Origin of the sequence: Marinobacterium aestuarii (assembly GCF_001651805.1) — a bacterium.
In the GTDB taxonomy this organism is placed as follows: domain Bacteria; phylum Pseudomonadota; class Gammaproteobacteria; order Pseudomonadales; family Balneatricaceae; genus Marinobacterium_A; species Marinobacterium_A aestuarii.
Genome location: NZ_CP015839.1, coordinates 3,285,534 through 3,307,846 on the forward strand (window position 1 = coordinate 3,285,534; position 22,313 = coordinate 3,307,846).

At 60.4% G+C, this 22,313-nt stretch carries 18 protein-coding genes; 6 read left to right on the top strand and 12 right to left on the bottom strand.

The window, feature by feature from the left end; all coding sequences use genetic code 11:
- Window positions 1–14: 14 nt before the first annotated feature.
- Both aguA and A8C75_RS14370 read right to left on the bottom strand, forming a co-directional pair.
- Entirely contained in the window at window positions 15–1,112 is a 1,098-nt protein-coding gene (gene aguA, locus A8C75_RS14365; protein ID WP_067383728.1) for an agmatine deiminase, read from the bottom strand.
- Between the two features lie 132 nt (window positions 1,113–1,244).
- Complete coding sequence (locus tag A8C75_RS14370; protein ID WP_067383732.1) at window positions 1,245–2,636, bottom strand: aminotransferase; 1,392 nt, start codon at window positions 2,634–2,636, stop codon at window positions 1,245–1,247.
- A 106-nt stretch (window positions 2,637–2,742) separates the two neighbouring features.
- Between A8C75_RS14370 and A8C75_RS14375 the strand changes: the two genes are divergently transcribed.
- Complete coding sequence (locus A8C75_RS14375) at window positions 2,743–3,552, top strand: helix-turn-helix transcriptional regulator (RefSeq protein WP_067387344.1); 810 nt, start codon at window positions 2,743–2,745, stop codon at window positions 3,550–3,552.
- Window positions 3,553–3,733: 181 nt separating this feature from the next.
- Here the strand turns inward: A8C75_RS14375 and A8C75_RS14380 are convergent, their stop codons facing one another.
- From A8C75_RS14380 to A8C75_RS14410, 7 genes are all read right to left on the bottom strand, one after another.
- Window positions 3,734–5,011 carry a CaiB/BaiF CoA transferase family protein gene (locus A8C75_RS14380; protein ID WP_067383734.1) on the bottom strand — a complete coding sequence of 426 codons (1,278 nt, stop codon included), beginning with the start codon at window positions 5,009–5,011 and terminating at the stop codon, window positions 3,734–3,736.
- 126 nt (window positions 5,012–5,137) lie between these two features.
- Window positions 5,138–6,637: a tripartite tricarboxylate transporter permease gene (locus A8C75_RS14385; protein ID WP_227819932.1), complete on the bottom strand. Its 1,500-nt coding sequence runs from the start codon at window positions 6,635–6,637 to the stop codon at window positions 5,138–5,140.
- A gap of 51 nt (window positions 6,638–6,688) precedes the next feature.
- Window positions 6,689–7,153: a tripartite tricarboxylate transporter TctB family protein gene (locus A8C75_RS23135; RefSeq protein ID WP_084784083.1), complete on the bottom strand. Its 465-nt coding sequence runs from the start codon at window positions 7,151–7,153 to the stop codon at window positions 6,689–6,691.
- Window positions 7,154–7,163: 10 nt separating this feature from the next.
- Complete coding sequence (locus A8C75_RS14395; protein ID WP_067383743.1) at window positions 7,164–8,126, bottom strand: Bug family tripartite tricarboxylate transporter substrate binding protein; 963 nt, start codon at window positions 8,124–8,126, stop codon at window positions 7,164–7,166.
- 102 nt (window positions 8,127–8,228) lie between these two features.
- Complete coding sequence (locus A8C75_RS14400) at window positions 8,229–9,398, bottom strand: acyl-CoA dehydrogenase family protein (RefSeq protein ID WP_067383746.1); 1,170 nt, start codon at window positions 9,396–9,398, stop codon at window positions 8,229–8,231.
- A 29-nt stretch (window positions 9,399–9,427) separates the two neighbouring features.
- Window positions 9,428–10,402 (bottom strand): IclR family transcriptional regulator, encoded by a 975-nt coding sequence (locus tag A8C75_RS14405; protein ID WP_067383749.1) that lies wholly within the window; start codon window positions 10,400–10,402, stop codon window positions 9,428–9,430.
- 354 nt (window positions 10,403–10,756) lie between these two features.
- On the bottom strand, window positions 10,757–12,250 hold the full coding sequence (locus A8C75_RS14410; RefSeq protein WP_067383752.1) for an aldehyde dehydrogenase: 1,494 nt from the start codon (window positions 12,248–12,250) through the stop codon (window positions 10,757–10,759).
- Between the two features lie 533 nt (window positions 12,251–12,783).
- On the opposite strand from A8C75_RS14410, the gene A8C75_RS14415 reads away from it, so the two are divergent.
- Together A8C75_RS14415 and A8C75_RS14420 are read left to right on the top strand one after the other, a co-directional pair.
- Window positions 12,784–14,022: a Zn-dependent hydrolase gene (locus A8C75_RS14415; protein WP_067383755.1), complete on the top strand. Its 1,239-nt coding sequence runs from the start codon at window positions 12,784–12,786 to the stop codon at window positions 14,020–14,022.
- Window positions 14,023–14,223: 201 nt separating this feature from the next.
- Complete coding sequence (locus A8C75_RS14420) at window positions 14,224–14,964, top strand: sulfite exporter TauE/SafE family protein (protein WP_067383758.1); 741 nt, start codon at window positions 14,224–14,226, stop codon at window positions 14,962–14,964.
- 39 nt (window positions 14,965–15,003) lie between these two features.
- Here A8C75_RS14420 and A8C75_RS14425 read toward each other — a convergent pair whose 3' ends face one another.
- Window positions 15,004–16,176, bottom strand: coding sequence for a Gfo/Idh/MocA family protein (locus A8C75_RS14425; protein WP_067383759.1), 1,173 nt, complete (start codon window positions 16,174–16,176; stop codon window positions 15,004–15,006).
- 133 nt (window positions 16,177–16,309) lie between these two features.
- Between A8C75_RS14425 and A8C75_RS14430 the strand changes: the two genes are divergently transcribed.
- On the top strand, window positions 16,310–17,323 hold the full coding sequence (locus tag A8C75_RS14430; RefSeq protein ID WP_067383765.1) for a LacI family DNA-binding transcriptional regulator: 1,014 nt from the start codon (window positions 16,310–16,312) through the stop codon (window positions 17,321–17,323).
- 5 nt (window positions 17,324–17,328) lie between these two features.
- Here A8C75_RS14430 and fabI read toward each other — a convergent pair whose 3' ends face one another.
- A complete protein-coding gene (fabI, locus tag A8C75_RS14435) occupies window positions 17,329–18,102 on the bottom strand; it encodes an enoyl-ACP reductase FabI (protein ID WP_193788198.1) in 774 nt (257 codons plus the stop codon).
- 187 nt (window positions 18,103–18,289) lie between these two features.
- Entirely contained in the window at window positions 18,290–19,612 is a 1,323-nt protein-coding gene (locus A8C75_RS14440) for a GAF domain-containing protein (RefSeq protein WP_067383768.1), read from the bottom strand.
- 384 nt (window positions 19,613–19,996) lie between these two features.
- On the opposite strand from A8C75_RS14440, the gene A8C75_RS14445 reads away from it, so the two are divergent.
- Both A8C75_RS14445 and A8C75_RS14450 read left to right on the top strand, forming a co-directional pair.
- Window positions 19,997–21,037: an IS5 family transposase gene (locus A8C75_RS14445; protein WP_067382021.1), complete on the top strand. Its 1,041-nt coding sequence runs from the start codon at window positions 19,997–19,999 to the stop codon at window positions 21,035–21,037.
- Between the two features lie 419 nt (window positions 21,038–21,456).
- On the top strand, window positions 21,457–22,305 hold the full coding sequence (locus A8C75_RS14450; RefSeq protein WP_067383771.1) for a GIY-YIG nuclease family protein: 849 nt from the start codon (window positions 21,457–21,459) through the stop codon (window positions 22,303–22,305).
- The last annotated feature ends 8 nt before the right edge of the window (window positions 22,306–22,313 follow it).

Genomic DNA, 22,313 nt, shown 5'->3' on the forward strand with positions numbered 1-22,313 from the left:
GTTGATCAGAAGCGTTAGGTGCTGGGCTGCTGCTGGGTAATGCAGTGAATATTGCCGCCGCCGAGCAGAATTTCCCGCGCGTCGACGCCAATGATCTCGCGTTCGGGGAAAAGCCCCTGCAGGATTTCACGGGCCTGGCCATCCAGGGCCTTGTCCAGCAGCGGAAACACCACCACTGAATTGCCGATATAGAAATTGATGTAGGAGCCGGCCATGCGCTCACCTTCAGTACGCGGGTGACTGCCCTCGCACAGATCCACGCCCACGGCTTCGTCGGCGCTCATGTACAGGGGGCCAGGCTGGGGCAACTTGTGTACTTCAAGCTTGCGCCCCCTGGCATCGGTGGCCTGGCTCAATACGTCCAGAGCCGCACGGGAGATGGCGTACTGCGGATCGGCCGGATCATCGCACCAGTGCAGCGCCACCACACCCGGGCGCACGAAGCAGGCGATGTTGTCGACATGACCGTTGGTCTCGTCATTGAAGGTGCCACTATCCAGCCAGATGACCTTTGAGATATTCAGGTATTCATCCAGCTGCGCTTCGATCTGGCCACGGCTCAGATGCGGATTGCGGTTGGCATTGAGCAGGCATTCTTCGGTGGTCAGCAGCGTGCCCTCGCCATCCACATGGATGGCGCCGCCTTCCAGCACAAAGGGCGCCCGAAAACGTCGGTCGCCGTTGATCTCGCATACCTTGCGGGCGACGCGATCATCCAGATCCCAGGGAAAGTAAAGGCCGCCATTGAGGCCGCCCCAGGCATTAAAATGCCAGTCGACACCGGCGCGCTCGCCGGCAGCGTTGATCACAAAGCTCGGGCCCATGTCCCGCATCCAGGCATCGTTGGAGCTGATCTCGACCACACGGATGTGCGGCGCCAGCATGGCACGGGCATTTTCGTACTGGCCATCGTTTACGCCCACAAACACCGTTTCGCTGCGGGAAATGGCCTCGGCCACGGCAGCAAAAGCGCGCTGGGCGGGCTTGGCGCCCAGACGCCAGACATCACCGCGCTGGGGCCAGAGCATCCAGCAGGCATCATGGGGTTCAAACTCGCCCGGCATCCGGAAACCCAGGGCTTTGGGGCTGGGGTTATTATTAGCGTCACTCATGGAAGGCAACCTGTTTTCTTTAACTATAGATGTAGGAGCCTTTCGGACTTAACACTGATCTACGATCGGCTAAGCCCGACAGGCTCCGGCAAGCCGGGCGAACACGCGCCCAGCCGGCAAAGGACCAGGCTCTCAGGCCTGGTAGTGGCCGTCTTCGATCAGGGACTCGACCGTGGCCAGAATGCTCTGACGCAAAATGCCCACCACCAGGTCTACCGTCTCGCGGCTCCAGATCAGCGGCGGCGACAGCACGTTCAAGTGCGCGATGGGCCTTACGATCAGGCCGCGCTTCTGACATTGCTCGGCGATGCGCTTGCCAACATTGGCTTCCATCGGCAACAGCGCCTTGGTCGCCTTGTCGGCCACACTTTCAATGCACATCATGAAATGACTGCCACGCACATCGCCGACGATAGGCAGGTCCAGCAGGGTTTTCAGCTGCTGCTCCAGGTAGGGGCCGACATCGCGCACATTGCCGCAGATATTCTCGCGCTCCATGATCTCGATGTTTTTCAGCGCCGCAGCGCAGGCCACCGGGTGCCCGGAATAGGTAAAGCCGGTGCTGAACACCGCGCCTTCACGCTGCGGCTTGCTGATCACAGCGTAGATTTCATCGCTCAGCAGGGTCGCCCCCAGGGGAATATAGCCGGAGGTCAGACCCTTGGCGCAGTTGATAACGTCCGGCTGAATGCCAAACACGGCTTCAGAGGCGAAGAAGTGGCCCAGACGCCCAAAGGCCGTTACCACCTCATCGGCGATGTAGAGCATGCCGTGCTTCTTGCAGACGTCATACATGCGCCTGTGATACCCCTCAGGCGCCACCAGCACGCCACCGGCCCCCATAATCGGCTCGGCGATAAAGGCCGCCACCTTGTCGGCACCGCCAAGCTGACGGATGCTGCTCTCGAAATCCTCCACCAGATAATCGCAGTACTGCGCCTCTGTCATGCCGTCGGGGCGGCGATAGCAGTTGGCCTCGGCCACGTGGTGCACGAACTGATCGGCGGTATCAAAGCCCCAGTTATTGCTTTCGATACCGGTCAGGCTCGAAGACACATAAGTAGTACCGTGGTATCCGTTTTTGCGCGAAATAATGATTTTCTTGTCTTTCTGACCCAGCTGATTGAAATAGTAATGCACGATACGGACGGTTGTATCATTGGCCACCGAACCGCCGCAGCTGTAAAACACATGATTCAGATTGGATGGCGCCAGCTCCGCCAGTTTGGCGGACAATTCAATCGCCGGCACGTTGGACAGATTATTAAACGGCGAATAATACGCCATGCGCTCGGCCTGCTCGGCCATGGCCTGGCCCATTTCCCGGCGTCCATGGCCAATATTGACGCACCAGAGCCCGGCGATGCCGTCGAGGTATTTATTACCCTTGCCATCGAAAACATATTCGCCGCGGCTTTCGGTAATAATATCGCAGCCTTCTTTTTCGAAAACCGAGAAATCAGTAAAGGGATGGATAAAGTGCGCCTTATCCTGTTCCCACAATTTGTTAATATCATGTGCCATGCGAATTGCCTCGCGGTGTTCTGCGTTATAAAGTTAACCAACAGACCCTAAGGTACTACCGGAGTAAAAACTCCATCTATACCCCCGAAGAGATATGCACAGCGCTATGAATAAAATCGGCCTTGGCGTTCCACCCTCACAAAGCTGGCACAAAGACCTGGCACGGCTGATCGATCATATTCGCATGCGCAATTTTCCCGAGGTGCTGAACGACTGCCTGCAGAGCCTGGTCAGCTTCGATACCCTGCTGATCGCCACCTACAAGCACACCTTCAAGCCCATAGTGGTGCTGAGCAATCACCCGCAGCGCATGGGGCCTGCACTGCATCGATACGTCGATCAGCTCTACCTGCTGGACCCGCTGTTCAACGCCATGCAGCAGGGCCTTGCGGGGGGGGTCTACCGGTTGCAGGAAATCGCGCCTGATTGCTTCGAGAGCAGCGACTACTACCGCAACTGCTATCACGAGTTCGATCTGGTGGATGAAATTATTCTGGTGATACCACTGGAAAATGACGTCAGCTTTACGCTCTCACTCGGGCGCAAGTCCAGCCTGGGCTCCATTACCCGGGCCGAACGCAACACCCTGAGTCAGATTTTCCCGGTCATCAGCGCCCTGGTGCACCAGTTCTGGCTGGCCCAGTCATCGGACTATGTGCACAACGAGGAGTCCCGCGATGCGATGGAATACGCCCTCTCGACCTTCGGCAGCGGCGTGCTGACCCGGCGCGAGCAGGAAATCACCGGACTGATACTCAAGGGCCATTCATCCAAGGCCATCGCCGAGCTGCTGGAGATCAGCGCCGGCACCGTGAAAGTGCACCGCAAGAACATCCACGCCAGGCTCAATACCGGCACCCAGTCCGAACTCTTCTCCATGTTTCTTGGCCATCTGTCCAGCCTGGCGTCGAACTGAATATCAGCAAAACGTCTGGCCGTACGATGAAAAAGGGGGCTGCCCGACGACAGCCCCCTTGCTACCCTTTGCCCCTGTATCGGCTCCCGGGGCGCCGCAGACAAAAACCAGCAGAATCCACAGCCTTGGCGCCAAGGCTGCCCGTGTTAACAGAGGTTCGCGGCATCGACAGCGAATACCTTCACACCTGGGCCGCAGTGGGCTTGGCAGGCTCGCGAGCAGCACTCGTTTGCCGAGGTGACGCCGGCCGCACAACCACACCGGCATCGATCAGTACCTGCAGCTGCGCATCATCATAGCCGGCCTGGCGCAGTATCTCGTCACCCTGTTCACCCAGCCCCGGCACCCGTGCCATTTGCGCGCCCGGTATCGTATCGGCGAGACTGAACGGAAGCCCGGGCACCTGCACCTCGCCGCCCAGACCATCAGCAACCGACTGGAAGATACCGCAGGCACGAACATCCTCGCTGGCCTGCACCTGGGCATAGTCGCGCACCACGCCGACCACCACACCGAAGGCTTCCAGCTTTGCCCGCACCGCTTCACCGGCAAGGCTCCCGAAGGCGTCATGCAGGATGGTCATCAGCGCCGGACGGTGCTGTACCCGCTGGTTGCTGCTGGCAAAGCGCGCATCGGTCGCCAGTTCTGGCTGACCAATGGCCTCACAGAGGCGTTTCCAGTGATCCTCCATATAGGCGGACAGCACAATATAACCGTCTTTGACTTCGATCAGGTCGGCGGCGGGCGCCACCAGTGGCTGGGCGTTGCCCGCCCGCTGCGGCAGCTGATTGGAGCAACCATATTCCGCCCAGATTTGCGCCTGCAGCGCGATGGCAACCGTCAGCAGCGAGGTTTCAATCGTCTCCCCCTGCCCCGTACGCGCATGGCGAAAGAGCGCCGCCAGAATCGCATTGGCCGTTGCCGTCGCAGTCGCGGCATCCACCACGGCAAAACCGGTCTTGAGGGGCGCGCCGCCGGCCTCGCCAGTGAGTGACATCATGCCGCTTTCCGCCTGGGCGGCAATATCCAGCCCCGGCCGCTGGCGCGAAGGCCCGGCAGTGCCAAAACCCGAGATGGAGGCGTAGATCAGTGCCGGCTTTTCCTGTCGCAGGGTTGCAGCATCCAGCCCGATGGATGCCATCACACCGACACGGGTATTCTGCACCACCACGTCCGCCCCCAGCGCGAGTTTGCGCGCAACCGCAACACCCTGGGCGCACCGCAGATCCAGCGCGATAGAGCGCTTGCCACGGTTATAGGCGATAAACATGCCGCTGCGTCCCTTGCTGGCGGCATTCACCCCGAAACGACGACCGTTGTCGCCATTGGGGCTTTCGATCTTGATGACATCGGCACCCAGGTCAGCAAGGATCTGGGTCGCCCCGGGGCCGGCGATAAACTGGCCGAACTCCACCACCTTAACACCGGCCAGCGGCCTGTTATCGTCTGTTGTCTGCATGACTCACCTCTTGCAACGTTGCTATACCCCAGGCACGCAGGCAGCCGCCATCGCAGGCCGCCTCGTACAGGGTTAATTCAGGATTTTTCGGTCACTGGCCTTGTCGGCCAGTGCTTGTGACCGTCGTTAGTCGCCCGAGACCGGGTGGACACCGGTGCCACTGCGCTGGCGACCACGCCACCAGCCATACAAAGGCCAGAGCAGAAACAGACCCGTAAGCACAAACAGCACAGCCGCAATAGGACTGGCGCCAAAGGCCCAGATGTTATCTCCGGTCAGGATCATGCCCTGGCGCAGGCTGCCCTCTATCATCGGGCTCAGCACGAAGCCGATAACGACCGGTGCCAGCGGGAAGGCCAGCCAGCGCAGCACGAATCCAACCAGCCCTGCCAGCAGCACTATGCCCAGATCAAAGGCACTGCTGTTAACCGAATAGGTGCCCACGGTCACCAGCACCACCACCGATGCCATCAGTAGCGGTTCGGGCAGCTTGAGCAGGCGACTAAAGGCCGGTGCCAGCAAGGCCCCCAGCACGAACATCGCCAGGTTGACGGCAATCAGTGCCAGGAACAGGTAGGTCACCAGGTCGCCATTCTCACTGAACAGGCGTGGACCCGGGGTAATGTTCTGGATCGTCAGGGCCCCCAGCATCACCGCCGTCACCGGGTCGCCAGGCACGCCCAGGGACAGCGTTGGCACCAGAGCGCCGGCCGTGACCGCATTGTTGGCCGATTCTGACGCCACTATGCCGTCGGGCTCGCCGCGACCAAAGTTGTCGCGCCGCGGCGAGGTACGCTTGGCATCGGCATAGCTGACCAGAGAGGCCGCCGTGGCACCAATACCCGGCAGGGTGCCGATGCCGGTGCCGATCAGGGCGGACTTGACCATGAGCCAGAATCGCAGCCGCAGTTCTGCAAGGCTCGGCAACTCAAAACCGGCCTTCATGATGCTGGCGCCACCCGGCTCAGCAGGCCCGGCAATGCGCCAGAGCACCTCCGACACTGCGAAGAGTCCCACCAGCAAGGGCACCAGGGATACACCTGCACTCAGCTCGAAAAATCCGTAATCAAAGCGCATGGCGCCTGTCACGGGATCCTGCCCCACGGTCGCCAGAAAAAGTCCGAACAAGCCGGCCAGCACGCCTTTGAGCAGGCTTTCCCGCGCCACCGAAACGATACAGCTCAGCGCAAAGAGGCCCAGGGCAAAATACTCGATCGGGCCAAACCGCAGGCCAAAACGCGCCAGCGCAGGCGCCGCAACAATCAGGACACCACAGGCCAGCAGGCCACCGAAGGTCGAGGACACCGTCGCCCAGCCCAACGCCAGGGCTGGGCGGCCGCTACGGGCCATGGGATAGCCATCCAGCACCGTTGCCGCGGACTGCGGTGTTCCCGGTGTATTGATCAGGATGGCGGAAATGCTGCCACCGTAAACAGAACCGCAATAAGTGCCCAGCAGCAGGGCGATACTGGTGGTCTGATCCAGCATGTAAGTAAAGGGCAGGATGACGGTGATGCCCAGTACCGAACCCAGACCAGGCAAGGCCCCGACCAGGATTCCGAACAGGGTGCCCCCCATAACCGCCATCAGCGCCGCCGGCGCTGCCAGCATCATAAGCGCGGTCATTAAGCTATCCATAGGTACTCCCACAGGTAATCAAGCTGATAGGTGCCAGCCTTAAAAAGGCCAGTCCCGCAGCGGAATGAGCAGCAGCTGGGTGAACACCAGCCAGACCAGCGATGTGACAATCAGCGTCACCAGGGCCACTTCAGCGGGCTTGCGATGGCCCAGGCCCCAACTCAGCGCCGGGATAAACAGCAGCGTTGCCACCCAGTAGCCGACGAACCAGAAACCGGCCACATAGAGACAGATCGCCAGCAGGCCTGCGACCATGCGCCCCGGCCGGACTCCAGCTGATATGCCGGCCGCGCCCTCAGACGGGCCTGCGCGCCGCAACAGGGCCGAAAGCATCAGCCCCAACCCGCAGAGCATCGCCAGCACCAGCAGTAACCAGGGGTACCAGGCCGGATTCATGGCGATGGAGGTCTCCATGGCATCCGTTTTCGGCAAGCCCGTGACGTAGAGCAGTGCCGCTATTGGAAGCACCCCTGCGCCTATCCAGAGATCCGTTAATTTCTTCATGGACCCGCCCCTACTGAGCCAGACCCAGCTTATCGATCAGCTTGGCGTTGGTTGCCGACACTTTGCTCACGTAGGCTTGAAAGGCCTCAGCGTCACGGTAGGCGACATCGGTTCCCAGCGATTTGAGCTGCACCCGGTAGGCGTCGCTGCCGGCCACTGTATGACAGGCCTCTGCCAGACGCGCCTTGTGTTCGTCCGCCAGCCCCTTGGGTGCAATCAGGCCACCCCAGAGAGCGGCATTGAGCGCATAGCCCTGCTCGGTGGCGGTCGCAAGTGCCGGCAGCCGATCGATACGGCTATCGGCAAAGGCGGCCACCGCGGGCAGCTCCTTGTCCGACACCACGGTGCCGGTCGCCATGTAGAGATCGACATGCCCGCCCATCAGCGCCGTCACGCCCGGACCGTCGCCGGTAAAGGGCACATGGCGCAGCTGCAGATCGAGCACATCCAGTAACTGCTCCATCGCCAGATGCGGCAAAGTGCCAGGTCCGGGTGAACCATAGGACAGCGCACCTGGATTCTCACGGGCATAATCGACCACTTCGCCCAAGGTTTTGAACGGTGAATCCGGCTTGGTTGCCAGCACCATAGGGCTGCTGAACAACTGGCAGATGTAGTCAAACGAATCCGCATCATAGGGTAACCGGCGCAGGTTCGGCTGATTCACCAGCGGCGCCGCCGGTACCACCGCAACGGTGTAGCCATCGGGCCTGGACTTGGCAATCTGCGCCATCCCTATGGTGCCGGCACCGCCCTGCTTGTTGGTCACCACTACATTGGTCCCCAGCGCCTCGCCCAGCTGCAAGGCGGTGGCCCGGCCCAGGGTGTCGGTCACACCGCCCGCCGGAAAGGGGATGACCATGGTCATCGGTCTGGAAGGATAGGTCTCGGCCTGCACCAGGGTCGCGGTGGCACCCAGCACCCATCCGGCGATCAGCGTGCCTAGGGTCCGTTTGAAGGTTGTATTGATCATGGGATCACTCCGATATTGTTGTTATAGGATTGCTTGTCACAACCGATAGCCTGACGGCTAGCGGTATTGCAGGACCCCTGCAAGCGCCGGGGTCCAGGATACTCAGCCAACCTTGCTCGCCTCGGCGCTGCGCAAGACTTGCTTGGCAATATTGATCTGATGCATCTGGCTGGTGCCCTCGTAGAGACGAAACAGCCGCACATCACGGTACAGCCGCTCAATGCAACTGTAGTTGGCGACATAACCGGAGCCGCCAAACACCTGCACCGCCCTATCCGCCACGCGCCCGCACATTTCCGAGGCAAAATATTTGCAGATCGATGCTTCCTTGGTTACATCCTCGCCGCAGTCACGCTTGCGCGCCGTTTCCAGGATCAGCGCCCGCGCCGCCTGAATTTCCGTTTCGCTGTCGGCGATCATGGCCTGCACCAGCTGAAAGTCTGCCAGGCGCTCACCGAACTGGCGCCTTTGCGTGGCGTGCGTGATCGCCTCATCCAGCATGCGGATGGCAGGCCCTGTGCACAGTGCCGCCAGGTGCAATCGCTGCTTGTTAAGCACCTTCATGGCGGTACGAAAGCCCTGGCCTTCGACGCCGCCGATCAGGTTGGCCGCCGGCACCCGGCAGTTTTCAAAATAGACCTCTGAGACCGGCGAACCGGCCTGCCCCATCATCTGGTAGGGCTCGCCCGCACTCAGCCCGGGAGTGCCGCGCTCTACCAGGAAGGCACTGATGCCTCGGTAGCTCAGGTCATCCGGATCGGTACGCACCAGCACCGTAAACAGATCCGCTATGGGGGCATTGGTAATAAAGCACTTGGCGCCGTTGAGCACATAACTGTCGCCATCGCGCACAGCAGAGGTCTGCAGTGCCGTGGCATCGGACCCGGCTTCCTTTTCGGTCAGCGCAAAACAGCCGGTCCATTCGCCCGATGCCAGTTTCGGCAGATAGGCACGCTTCTGTTCTTCGGTACCATCGGCCACCAGCGCCTCGGAGCCGATGCCGGTATTGGTGCCGACCCGTGCCCGAAAGGCAACTGAACACTGTGACAGCTCCAGCGCCGCCTGAATCAGCTCTTCGGTGGTCAGCCCGCGACCGCCATAGGCCGTCGGAATGCTCCAGCCAAAAAAGCCGCGCCGGCGCATATCATCCACCAGCGCCCCAGGCACCTCCGCCGTGCGGGCCACCCGATCCTCATTGGGAATCGCCACAGTGCGCACCCAGTCGCGGACTTCTGCCAGCAACTGCTGCTGACGCTGCTCATCACGAATCATGCTCTTCTCCTCTTGCTCTTGTTGTATTGCTAACTGCCGGCATCAATCCGGTAGCCGGCCTCGGCCAGGCTGCCACGCAACTGCGTTGCCATGGTTTCAAGCTGTGCACGGCTGGTACGAAACGCCGGCAGTACGATACTCATAACGGCCCGCAACTGCCCCTGGGCGCCACAAACGGGTACGGCTATACCCGCCGCGCCCTCGACGCGCTCTCCCAGACTGATGGCGTAACCATCGTGACGAATTCGACTGAGCCTCCGCTGGATATCGTCCGCCTCAGGCACATAGTCGGTATTGGGCACCAGCTCGGCCTGATCCAGATAACGGCGGGCATCGGTCGCCGGCATATAGGCCAGCGCAACCTTGCCGCCGGCACCCAGGTATAACGGGAAAGAACTGCCAACGCCCAACACGTAACGAATCGGCTGCGGGCTGGGCAGAGACACCACTACCGTCTGACGCTCGCCACTGATGCGATAAAGCAGCACCGTCTCGCGGGTCTCGCGCCTCAGGGTTTCCATCATCGGTTGCAGGTCCGCGACCAGATCATCCTGCCCGATCAGCGGTGATGCCAACGCCAGACAGCCATGGGCCAGGCGCCAGTACCCCTCGCGCACTTCCTCTATGACCCCCTCGCTGCGTAACGCCCGCAGCTGACCGGCCAGATCCGCGGCCTCGCAGGCAAGCAGCCTTGCCAGCTCAGTGACCGACAGATTCGCCGGATAGACATCCCCCAGGGCACGTACTGTGGTGATGGCCCTAAGCACAGTCGCCCCTTCATCCTGTGACTGCATAACAGCCCCATAGGCCTTGCCGGCGCCGTCCTGGCGGATCTGACCGCAGGCTTCCAGGGTTTTCAGTATGCGGAAAATCACCGTGGTCGGCTCGCCGAGCTGGCGCGACAAGGCCGACAAGGTCACAGGGGCAGCCGCGGCCTTGAGCAAGGCCAGAACTTCCAGTCCGCGGCCCAGTGTCTTGAGCTGATAGGTGTCTTTACTGTTCATGGTTGTCGTCCTCTGAACGGGATCTTCCCTCTGACGCAGAGCAGCGTCAAAGGCATTTTTTCGATTTTTAACAATATTTCCTATAATAGGAAAAACAACCTGTAATATGTAGAAATACATCATTATTGCTGCGAAAACGCCTGCTGCCGGGCGGCGACAAAGCCTGCTAACGGCGATATCTTTTCGCCGCCAGAGCACAAAAAAGGGCGCCTCCGGATGGAAACGCCCTTTCGCATAAGGGGTTTGAAGCATTATTAATCTGACGGACAAACAGCGTCCCGGATCGTCTTTATCTTGCCCTTTCTCCTTTCCACTTGCCCCCTGCCCTGCTCTTCGCCCCTTTCTCCCTGACGACTAAAGCCGGATCCAGATGGTTTTAAGCTCGGTGTATTTCTCCAGCGCATGCAGCGACTTGTCGCGGCCATTACCCGAGCCCTTGACGCCGCCAAAGGCCACGCTCTGATCACCATCGCCCCAGCCATTGACCCACACCATGCCGCTCTGAATTTTGCGGCTGACGCGGTGGGCGCGCTTCAGGTTCGAGGTCCAGACACAGGCACCCAGACCATAAACGCTGTCGTTGGCCAGGCGCACGGCCTCCTCCTCGGTGTCAAACTCGCACAGTGCCAGTACCGGGCCAAAGATCTCCTCGCGCACAAAGGTCATGCCATTGTGCGCATCGCTGATCAGCGTGGGCTGGGCATAAAAGCCCTCGCCGGCGCGGTGCTCGCGTACGCCGCCCAGCACCAGGGTGCCACCCTCGTCCAGCCCCGAGGCGATATAACGGTTTACGCTCTCCAGCTGGGCGGCATCCACCAGCGGTCCCATGGTGGTTGCCGGGTCCAGCGGGTCACCCGGCCGGTAGGCCTTGGCGGCCCCCTGCAGGGCTGCCAGGAATTCGTCCCGGATGCCTTTTTGAACATAAAGACGTGATGCTGCGATACAGACCTCGCCCTGGTTGGAATAAATGGCCGCCGCGGCATTGGCGGCGGCTTCTGCTATGTCGTCGCAGTCATCGAAGATGATATTGGGCGACTTGCCACCGGCCTCCAGCCAGACGCGCTTGAGGTTGGACTGACCGGCGTACTCCATCAGCATGCCCGCCACCCGGGTGGAACCGGTGAACACCAGCACATCCACATCCATATGCAACGCCAGCGCCTTGCCAGCGGTATGGCCGTAGCCCGGCAGTACGTTAAGCACGCCATCGGGCAGGCCCGCGTCCTGGGCCAGCTGGGCCAGACGCAGTACGCTCAGGGGGGATTTCTCCGACGGCTTGAGTACCACCGAATTGCCCGCCGCCAGTGCCGGCGCCAGCTTCCAGGTCGCCATCATCAGCGGATAGTTCCAGGGCACTATGGCACCGACGACACCGATGGGCTCGCGGCTCATCAGCGCCAGGGCATCATTGCCGGTGGGCGCAATTTCGCCATAAATCTTGTCGACGGCCTCTGCGGTCCAGCGCCAGCAACCGATGCTGGAGGGCAGATCCAGACCCGTGGATTCAGCGATCGACTTGCCCATATCCAGGGTATCGAGCAACGCCAGTTCATCCTGATGCTGCTCAATCAGATCGGCGAGCTTGAGCAGCACCTGCTTGCGCTGCTCCGGCGAGCGCTCGGACCAGTCGCCGCGGGCAAAGGCGGCACGGGCACTGTGCACCGCCACATCGACATCGGCGCTGTCACAGGCGGCAACCTCGGCCAGAATCTGCTCAGTGGCAGGATTAACAGTGGCGAAAGTCTCACCGCTGATGGCCGGGACAAAACGTCCGTCGATCCAGGCCTGATTGCAGAACGCGAGATCCGCGGCCTGCGCCTTCCAGTCGTCATAGCTCTTGTTCGCCATTGTCTTATCCGTCGCTGTTCTGGCTAGTATTGCGTCCAGTCTACGCGGGACACCGCCACGGCTGAATATCCCATGGGGGGTATATCCCGCTGCACTGACCCAGGCCCTGGAGCGCCCTACCCCCACAGGGGTATGGCGCCCTTCCTGCACGACGGAGATACTGTGTCCACATCTGACAACGACAGGGCTCGACAGATTCTGGCTGCACGCCTGAGACTGACGGACCCTTGGCTCATCCGCGTGTCAGCTGTGCTCATTACCCTGTTTGTAGCATTCCTTGTAAGCTTCTGGCCGCCATTTGGCGGTCATTTTTTTATGCCGTATTGACTCTGAGTTCGGCGCGCGGTGCTTCGTGATTGGTGATTGGTGATTGGTGATTGGTGATTGGTGATTGGGCCAGGATGTCGGCCTGCGGTCGCGGCTATCCCCCAGTGGGTATATCGACGCCGCCCCCTTGTTCATTACATTGCAGACCAGCAACCAGGCGTTAGCGTCATGCATCCATCCCGCAACAACAACTCAGGAGGCCGTCGATGCCCGAACCTACAATTAATGCCCAGCGACTCTGGGAAAGCCTGATGCAAATGGGCGAGATCGGTGCCACCGACGCCGGCGGCTGCTGCCGCCTTGCCCTCACTGAACTCGACCGCCAGGGCCGCGATCTGTTCGTGCACTGGTGCAGGGAAGCCGGCTGCGACATTCATGTCGATCGCATCGGCAACATCTATGCACGGCGTCCCGGTACCGACCCCGAAGCCCTGCCCATCAGCACCGGCAGCCACCTGGACACCCAGCCCACCGGCGGCAAGTTCGATGGCATCTACGGTTGCCTGGCCGGGCTCGAGGTCATCCGCAGCCTGAACGATCACAACATTCAGACCCGCCGCCCGGTGGAAGTGGTGATCTGGACCAACGAGGAAGGCTCGCGCTTCGCCCCGGCCATGGTGGCCTCGGGCGTCTACAGCGGAAAGTTCAGCCTCGACTACGCCCTCAACCAGACCGACGCCCAGGGCATTCGCCTGGGGGATGCCCTCAAGGCCATCGGCTACGACGGCGAGCTGGAGGTGGGCGCACGCAGGTTCGCCAAATTCTTCGAGCTGCACATCGAACAGGGGCCTGTGCTGGAACGGGAAAACGATCAAATCGGCGTGGTCACAGGCGTGCTCGGCATGCGCTGGTACGATGTCAGCGTCAAGGGTGTTTCGGCCCACGCCGGCCCCACCCCCATGAGCTACCGCCGCGATGCCCTGGGTGCGACGGCGAAAATGATCAGTGCACTGATCGATATGGCGGCCGAGCGGGTCGAGGAAGACGGCCGCTGCACCATCGGCGAGCTCAGCATTCCCAAAGGCTCACGCAACGTGATCCCAGGGGACCTGAACTTTACTCTGGATCTGCGTAATGCCAGCCTCGAGGGCCTGGAGGCCATGGAGCAGCAGGCCCGCCGCCTGATTGACAGCATCGCCACCCAGGCTCAGGTGGAAGTCACCCTTGAGTGCATCTGGGACTCGCCGCCTACGGTGTTTGATGCCGACTGCATCAATGCGGTGGAGCACGCGGTCGCCGACAGTGGCTGCCGCTACCGCCGCATGACCAGCGGCGCCGGCCACGATGCCGTCAATATCAGCACAGTGGCACCCACCTCGATGATTTTCGTCCCCTCAGTGGGCGGCATCAGCCACAACGAGAGCGAATACTCGACCCCGGAGCAGATCGCCAGCGGCGCCCGCATCCTGTTCGAGGTCATGAAGAACGAAGCCCAGAGCGCCTGATAGCGGCGCCCCTGGATTAGAGTATGCTTCAACCAGAGCCAGAGCCAGAGCCAGAGCCCGAAAGGGACTCTGGCTTTTTTATGCCTGCAGCTTTATTTATGGAAATCATTTCCATTTTTAAGCGGCAGCACAATTGCGCTGCCATGGCGCGACGGTTAGGCTATCGACCGCCCCACTGCTGCCGCACAGGATGCCCTGGTCATGACGCCCCTCGATTATCTGCTGCTGATTCTGGCCGGCTACTTTGCCGGCGTGCTCAACACCATCGCCGGTGGCGGCAGTTTTCTCACCTTTCCGGCCCTGGTGTACGCCGGCATCCCGCCCATTGCCGCCAATGCCACCAGCGCTGTGGCCGTATTGCCGGGCTATCTGGGCGGCACCCTGGGTTTCAGGCGCGAACTCAAAACCCTGGATCGGGCCCTGCTGATACGTCTCAGCCTGATCGGCCTGGCAGGCGGCATCAGCGGCGCCCTGCTGCTGCTGATCACCCCGGCGGCGGTGTTTGATATAGCCGTACCCTTTTTGCTGCTCGGTGCCACCTTGCTGTTTGCCTTCGGTAATCGTCTGATGTCCCTGCTGCGCCGTTCAGGCAGGCCGCTGCCCATGGCACCGGGACTGCTGGTGGTGGCCATTTATGGCGGCTACTTTAACGGCGGTCTTGGCATCATGCTGCTGGCACAGTTCGCCGCCGCCGGCATGCAGGAGCTCAACCTGATGAACGGCCTGAAGAACCTGCTGTCCTTCGTACTGTCGTCCATCTCGGTGGTCGCCTTCGCCGTTGCCGGCATCGTGGAATGGCCGCAAGCGCTGATCATGATGCTGGCGGCGACCCTGGGCGGGTACAGCGGTGCCGGTATAGCCCGCGCCCTGCCGGTGCGGGTGGTACGGGGCATCGTCATAGGCGTGGGCCTGGTGATGACGCTGGTATTTTTGCTGCGCTAAAGGATCATCGGCAGCCTGGCAGCACGCAGCCAGGCTGGCTCAGAAATTCACCCAGCGGGCGCCGTTATCGGCCGACTCCACGCAACACTCCAGCAGCCGAACACCCTCAACGCCGGCCGCGATATCGGGATACCAGAGGGATTCCAGCGTCGCCTGATCGTCGCAATCCGCCGCCGCCATGGCCAGCCCGAAGCGATGGTACAGGTTGGCCCAGGACTCGAAGAAGCCCTCGGCATGACCACCACCGATACGGTTGGTGGCGATGCCCGGCACCTCGTTGTACAGATAGCCCATACCCCGATCCAGCAGTTGCGCGGGCTGCCCCTGAACCTCGTAGCGCAGCTGGTTGGGGTGTTCATCCCACCATTCGATACTGGCTTTTTCACCCACCACGCGGATCTTCTGCTGATGCATGGACCCGGCATTAACGGCGCTGGCCCAGAGTGTGCCGACAGCGCCGTTTTTGAACTGCAGCATGACATGGGCGTTATCTTCCAGTGGCGCGCGACTGTGCACGAAGCTCTGGCGCATGCAGCACAGCCGCTCCACTTCACAGCCGGTCAGCATGCCGGCCAGAAACCAGGTGTGGGTGCCCAGATCCCCCAGTACGAAGCTGGGGCCAGACACCGCCGGGTTCATGCGCCACTGGGCTCCGGGGCTGTGCTTTTCAATCTCGTCACTGTGAAACCCGTGGGCGAACTGCATGTTGATCACGCGAATGTCCCCCAGGTCGCCACGCCTGATCATTTCCCTGGCCTGGTGCAGCATCGGAAAACCCGCATAGCCATACATCACGCCAAAGACCCTTTTTGCCGCCTGCGCCCGTCGCTGCAGATCCCGCGCCTCGTCGGCGCTAAAGGTCACCGGTTTTTCACAGATCACATGCAGCCCGGCCTCCAGTGCCGCCTTGCTGATGGCGTAGTGCGTGGCGTTGGGCGTGGCGATGGACACCGCCTGAATGCCATCGAGGCGGGCCGCCTCAAGGCGAAACATGGACAGATAATCGGCATAAGCGCGCGTCGGATCCAGCCCCAGTTTTGTACCAAAATCGCGGCACCGTGCGGGATCTATGTCGAAGGCCCCTGCCACCAGCTGAAACAGGCCATCACGCTGCGCACCGGCCCGATGGGCATGACCGATCTCGCTGCCACGCCCGCCACCGACCATGGCCCAGCGAATGGGTGACTCAAAACGCATCTCTTCATTGAACATAGCCTGCTCCTGTTTTTATCATTGGATGGGTGTTGCTTACTGACCGGAATGCTAGCATTGAGGCTTGGGCCAAATAGCTCATAAACACCTCAAAAACACCTCAAGCAACGAAACAGGGGAATCCGATACGCCGATGAAACCCGCCTTTGCCCTCAAGCAGATCGCCGCCCAGGCCGGGGTCAGCCTGGCCACCGTTGACCGGGTGATCAACCAGCGCCCCGGCGTGCGTCTGCAAACCACGCAGCGGGTGCAGCAGGCATTGCAGGAACTGGAGCAGCAGGCGGGGCTGCTGGGCTTCAGGGGCAGAAGTTTCTATATAGACGTGATTATTCAGGCACCCGAGCGCTTCACCAGTGCCGTGCAGCAGGCTATCCACCGTGCCCTGCCGCTGCTGCAACCGCTGCGCATCCGGCCACGCTTTCATCTGCACGAAGACCTGGACGTGCAGCCTCTGGTCAGCATGATCCAGGGCTGTGCCCGGCGCGGCTCCCAGGGGCTGATCCTGAAAGGTCCGGATGAGCCTGCGGTCAACCAGGCAGTACAACAATTGACCGAGGCCGACATCCCGGTCGTCACCCTGGTGTCGGACCTGCCCCACAGCGGACGCTGCGCCTATATCGGCATGGACGACCGCGCCGCCGGGCGCACCGCCGCCCATCTGATGCAGCAGTGGCTGCAGGATCAGCACAGCACCATCGCCGTGAATGTCAGCAATCAGCGCTTTCGCGGTGAGGAAGAACGCGAGATGGGATTTCGGCAGCTACTGCGCGAGCAGGCGCCGAACATGCGGATTGCTGACATTGTTGGCGGCCTCGGCATTCATGGCACCACCTATGCCCGCACCCGCCAGTGCCTGCAACAGGACGCCAGCATCAGTGCCGTGTACAGTGCCGGCGGCGCCAATCGTGCCATTATTGATGCCTTCGCCGCCGAGCAACGGGACATCCGCCTGTTTATCGGCCACGACCTGGATAGGGACAACCGTGCCCTGCTGCTGGAACGGCGCATCGATGCCATCATCGATCATGATCTTGCGCAGGACGCCCACCGCGCCTTTGTGTATCTGCTGCAACAGCATGGCGTGGTACCGGTGGGCAGTCGCGAGACCCACTCGCGCATTAACATCGTCACAGCGTACAACCTTTAGCGGCGCTACAGCATGATGTGATCACCGGCATCCACATAGTGCGTGCCGCCGGTGATATTCGCCGCCAGATCGCTGGCCAGAAACGCCGCCATGGCGCCGACATCCGCCGGTGTGCCGAGCCGGTGCAGCGGCGCACGGGCGATACTGCTGTCCATCAGCTGGTCGAAGTGCGCAATACCAGACCCCGCCCGGGTGGGCATGGGGCCCGGCGAGAGCGCATGCACGCGGATATTTTTGCCGCCAAGCTCCGCCGCCAGGTAACGCACCGAGCTTTCCAGTGCGGCCTTGATAGGCCCCATCATGTTGTAGTGATCGACCACCTTTTCAGCGCCGTAATAACTCATGCTCAGCAGGGTGCCACCCGCCGGCATCAGCGCTTCGGCCAGGCGGGCGGCACGAATAAACGAATGACAGGAAATATCCATGGCCCGGGCAAAGCCGCCGGCGGATGAATCCAGCAGCCTGCCGTGCAGCTCATCCAGCGGCGACCAGGCAATGGAGTGCACTACAAAATCGATGCTGCCCCAGCGCTCCCCGGCGGCCCTGAACAGCGCCTCCAGCTCGTCGGCTTTGGCAACATCACAGGCCTGAAATATTTTGGCCTCCAGCTTCTCTGCCAGGGGCGCAACATGGGGCCGCGCTTTTTCATTCTGATAACTGATACACAGCTGCGCGCCCGCCTGGCCCAGCGCCATGGCACAGCCAAATGCGATGCTCTGAGCGTTCGCCACCCCCAGAACAACGCCCTTCTTGCCACTCAGATCGATCGAAAGACTCATGCTTTGTCCCTTGGTGCTTTGCCGTTATACCCTGCCATCACCCGCGCGCCTCAGCTCGATAGAGGATTTGAGGAATGCAGCCTGAAGGAATGTCAGAAGGTTAAATACAGGCAGGATGCCGCAGAACCCAAGCCGGCGTACTGATGCAGATCATGCCAGCTGCCGATGACAGGCAAATATCGGGGGATTAACTACAGGCCCCATCCAGCACCAGCAGCGTGCCGATGCGACGACCCCGCTGCACTATGGCTTGCCTCAACTGGGATGCCAGCCAGGGTGGAGGGACGCCAGCACTTTGGCTGTCGTCATCCAGATCCAGCGCCCCAAGGCGCGTCTGGGGGCTGAGCTCGAACGCGCTATCCAGCGCCTTGAGCAGCGGGTGCGCCAGGCCATTGGCCCGCACCAGACGCCCGCGCCTGTCGAACGCCAGCAGACCCTGTTCCCTCCAGCGCCCAAAGAGTGTCCGGCTGCTCTGCAGCACCTGCTCCCGGGAGCTGAAATAGGCCGCGGCAAGGTTTGCCTCAATCAGCCTTGCGGCATTCATGGCAAACTCCAGCGCATTACGCTGATAGGTTTCCGTCAGACCCGACAGGTCTACCGCGCCTATAATACGGCCGTCATGAGGATCATGAATCACATCAGCAGAACAGGTGAAGCGCTTGATCCCGCTACAGAAATGCTCTGCGCCATAGAGCTGAACCGCCTCCCCTGCCGCCAGCGCCGTGCCTATGGCATTGGTGCCCACGGCCTCCTCGCTCCAGAGCCCGCCGGGCACCAGATTCACATCCTGGGCTACATGCCGGCTACGCTGTTCACCGGCTACATCCAGGATCAGGCCATTTTCATCCGTCAGCAGAATCACACTCTTTGTGCTGTTAAGAAGCTCCTGCGCCCGCTGCAACACTGGGTAGGCGGCATCGCGCAGATCCGCCTGGCGATAACGGCGGTACTCCATCTGATCAGGGTCGGCACCAAGGGGGGCATGGCCCAGCTGCGGATCAATGCAGGATGCATGGCAACGGAGCCAGGAGTCCTCCACCACCGGCCGAATGGCTTCATCGGCATAATCCTGGCCCAGCATGAAGCGCTCCCACAGATCCAGCAGGCGATGATGATGCAGCGGGTTACTCAGTTTACGGGAGGCGCAGCGCAGATCCTTGCTGGCCTGGGCGGCCTGGGCACGGGTAAAAAACTGTCCCTGGCGCATAAAGCCCGCCACTATGCCGGATTTGACCGCCGTGACTCGACCACTGTCGAGCCTCGCCAGCACCAGCTCAGGCGGCAGTCCATCCAGCAAATGCATGGGAGCGGGCTGCCCGTTGGCGAAACAGGACGGGTGTACCGCGCCGGTTTCCATATCGTAAAACGCCGGACTGAACCCCAGACTGCGGTTTTCATCGCTGACCCCGCCGCTGCCGCGAAAAACCTCGTTCTGCAGCCGCAGCGCAGCCGGTGTCAGTTCGATCTTGGGAATAGTGGAACCTGCCGTATGCACGGCCTTGGCAACCATGAAGTCTCCTGGCCCTGGGGCCCGGTAGCCGGGTTAGCGCGACCTGTACGTCCGTATTGTGGCGTCGCCAGATGTCTGCGGGCGCGCACTGCGCAGCCCGAAATTCAGCCTGCCTTGAGTATAGCGCGCATCGGTTGGGGATTTGGAGCCGTAAGCCGTAAGCCGTAAGCCGTAAGCCGTAAGCCGTAAGCCGTAAGCCGTAAGCCGTAAGCCGTAAGCCGTAAGCCGTAAGCCGTAAGCCGTAAGCCGTAAGCCGTAAGCCGTAAGCCGTGATTAGGGTAGAAGCTAATGCCCTGCATACAAGGGCACCTCGAAAAACCTCGCCGACCAGCGGTACCCTTGGGTAAAATTCACAGCGTCTGATACAGCCATGGACTGATACCGATGAAGAAGCCACGCAGCGCCCTCAAGACCGATTTGTTTGCCGCCGATCAGCACCGGGAGAAGATCGACCGCCTGGGCGATCCGCTGGCGGAGATCAATCTGCACATCGACTTTTCTGCCCTGGCGGCGGCCGTTGATCAAGTTGCGCCGCGTCCGGTCAGCTCGCAGGGTGGCAGGCCTCCCTTCCCGACGGAGACGATGGTGCGAATTCTGGTACTCAAACGGCTATACAACCTGTCCGACGAGCAGATGGAATACCAACTGCTGGACCGCATGAGTTACCAGCGCTTTTGCGGACTCACGCAGATCAGTAATATTCCGGACCGCACCACGATCTGGACATTTGAGAACCGGATCGGTGAAGCCGGCGCCAGAGCCCTGTTTGACGGTGTAGCGGATCAACTGATGCGCCGGGGCTATATTGCGCGCGGCGGTCAAATTATCGATGCGACCCTGGTCCCTGCGCCCAAACAGCGTATTCGCAGTCATGAAAAAGACATCATTGAGCAACAGGCTACGCCCGCCGACTGGAAGCCGGCCCAGCGCCGCCAGAAGGATGTGGATGCCACCTGGACCAAGAAGCATGGCAAGAGTCACTTCGGTTACAAGCTGTCGATCAATGTCGACAAGCGCTATAAGGTGATCCGCGCTATTGAGACCAGCACCGCCTCGGTGCATGACAGCCGCCACTTCGAGCAGGTACTTGACCCCTATAACACCAGCCAGAATGTCTACGCCGATCGTGGCTATGCCAGCCAGGCGCGGGAAGCGGATCTCAGGCAGCGTGGCAATCGCCCTGAAATTCAACGCAAAGGGGCGCGTAACCGCCCACTGTCCGACTGCCAGAAACGACGCAACCATCGCATCGCCAAGATCCGCGCCCGGGTAGAACATGTGTTCGGGGCAATCGACCAGATGGGAGGTATGCTGATTCGAACCATCGGCCAGGCCCGGGCGAACGTTAAGATGACGCTGATGGCGACCTGCTACAACCTGAAGCGGTTGGTGTATTTACGCAGAGCCGGAATCGAAGCCTTCTGATGGCCACCGTAGGTCGAATCGCGCCCAGTAGGCCTGATTCGACCTAAGAGTAGGCATCAAACTGAGTAACTAAACTTTCACCTCGTCGAGAAATTGACCCTGCTTTTGTCGTCACCGTAGGGTCGTTACTAAATTTACCGAAAATCATCGGTTAATCGAGGTGCCCACAAGTCAATTCCTGCTGGCACGACTGACTCAAATGGGGCAATATCAGCTCACTAGGGATTACAGGCTGGCGGATACTACCGCTGCAAAACTCGAAAAAGCGCAAGATCATTTTCAACGGAGGAAGATGGCTGTGAATTCTAAAATATATATTATATTCAGTTACTTAGCCTTTCTTCGCACTACCCTGATCTGCGCGTAAACGCGCATGCGCAGTATTAAAATATTGGGCACCAAAAACGGAACGTATATAAATGCCGTCAGCTACGATAAAACTGTTCTTAATCTACGGCGATTCAAAGCGGCTGCGTACCGCTGAATTATCGAACTGGAGTGGAAAAGCGGTTGGTGCCCCGCGCACAGAATTGGACGAATTGTTGGCCCGCGAAGAACTGCTCCAATCAGGCGTCTATATCCTTACTGGCTATAACCCCGCATCCGGCGCTCCACTTGCATATATCGGTGAAGCTGAGGTTTTGAAGGATCGGTTAAAGGCCCACAAGAGCAAAGAATTTTGGGTGCAGGCCACCGTATTTATCAGCAAAGATGAAAACCTCACCAAATCTCACATCCGCTACCTCGAGGGGCGGCTTATTGAAGAGGCGAAGTCAGCCGCGCGTTACGACCTAGACAACGGCCAGGCCAGTGGTTCTCGGTTGCCAGAGTCGGATCGTGAAGATATGGAGATTTTTCTCAGCAAGATTCAGCAGCTTCTGCCAGTGCTGGGGTCGGAATTATTAACGCCGGTTGTAAATCGCACAGCTGAACCGTCTGAAAATCACGAACAACTTGTCTGCGCCATCAAGGGTATCGAAGCGCACGGGGAACAGACATCTAGTGGTTTCGTCATCTTCAAAGGCTCTCGGGCAGTGCTGGCGGATCGCCCATCGGCTGCAATTCAGCACCCTTTTGTTGTAACACTTCGTCAAAAGTTGGTTGCGGAAGGCGTGCTAGTCGAAGATGGCAGCAGCTACTTATTTACCAAAGACACCGAATTTACAAGCCCAAGCTCCGCCGCCGCTGTGGTTCACGGTGGCGGTGCCAATGGCCTTATTGCATGGAAAAACGCACAAGGGCAAACGCTGAAAGGCTTGGGAGCCTAGGCGCCCAA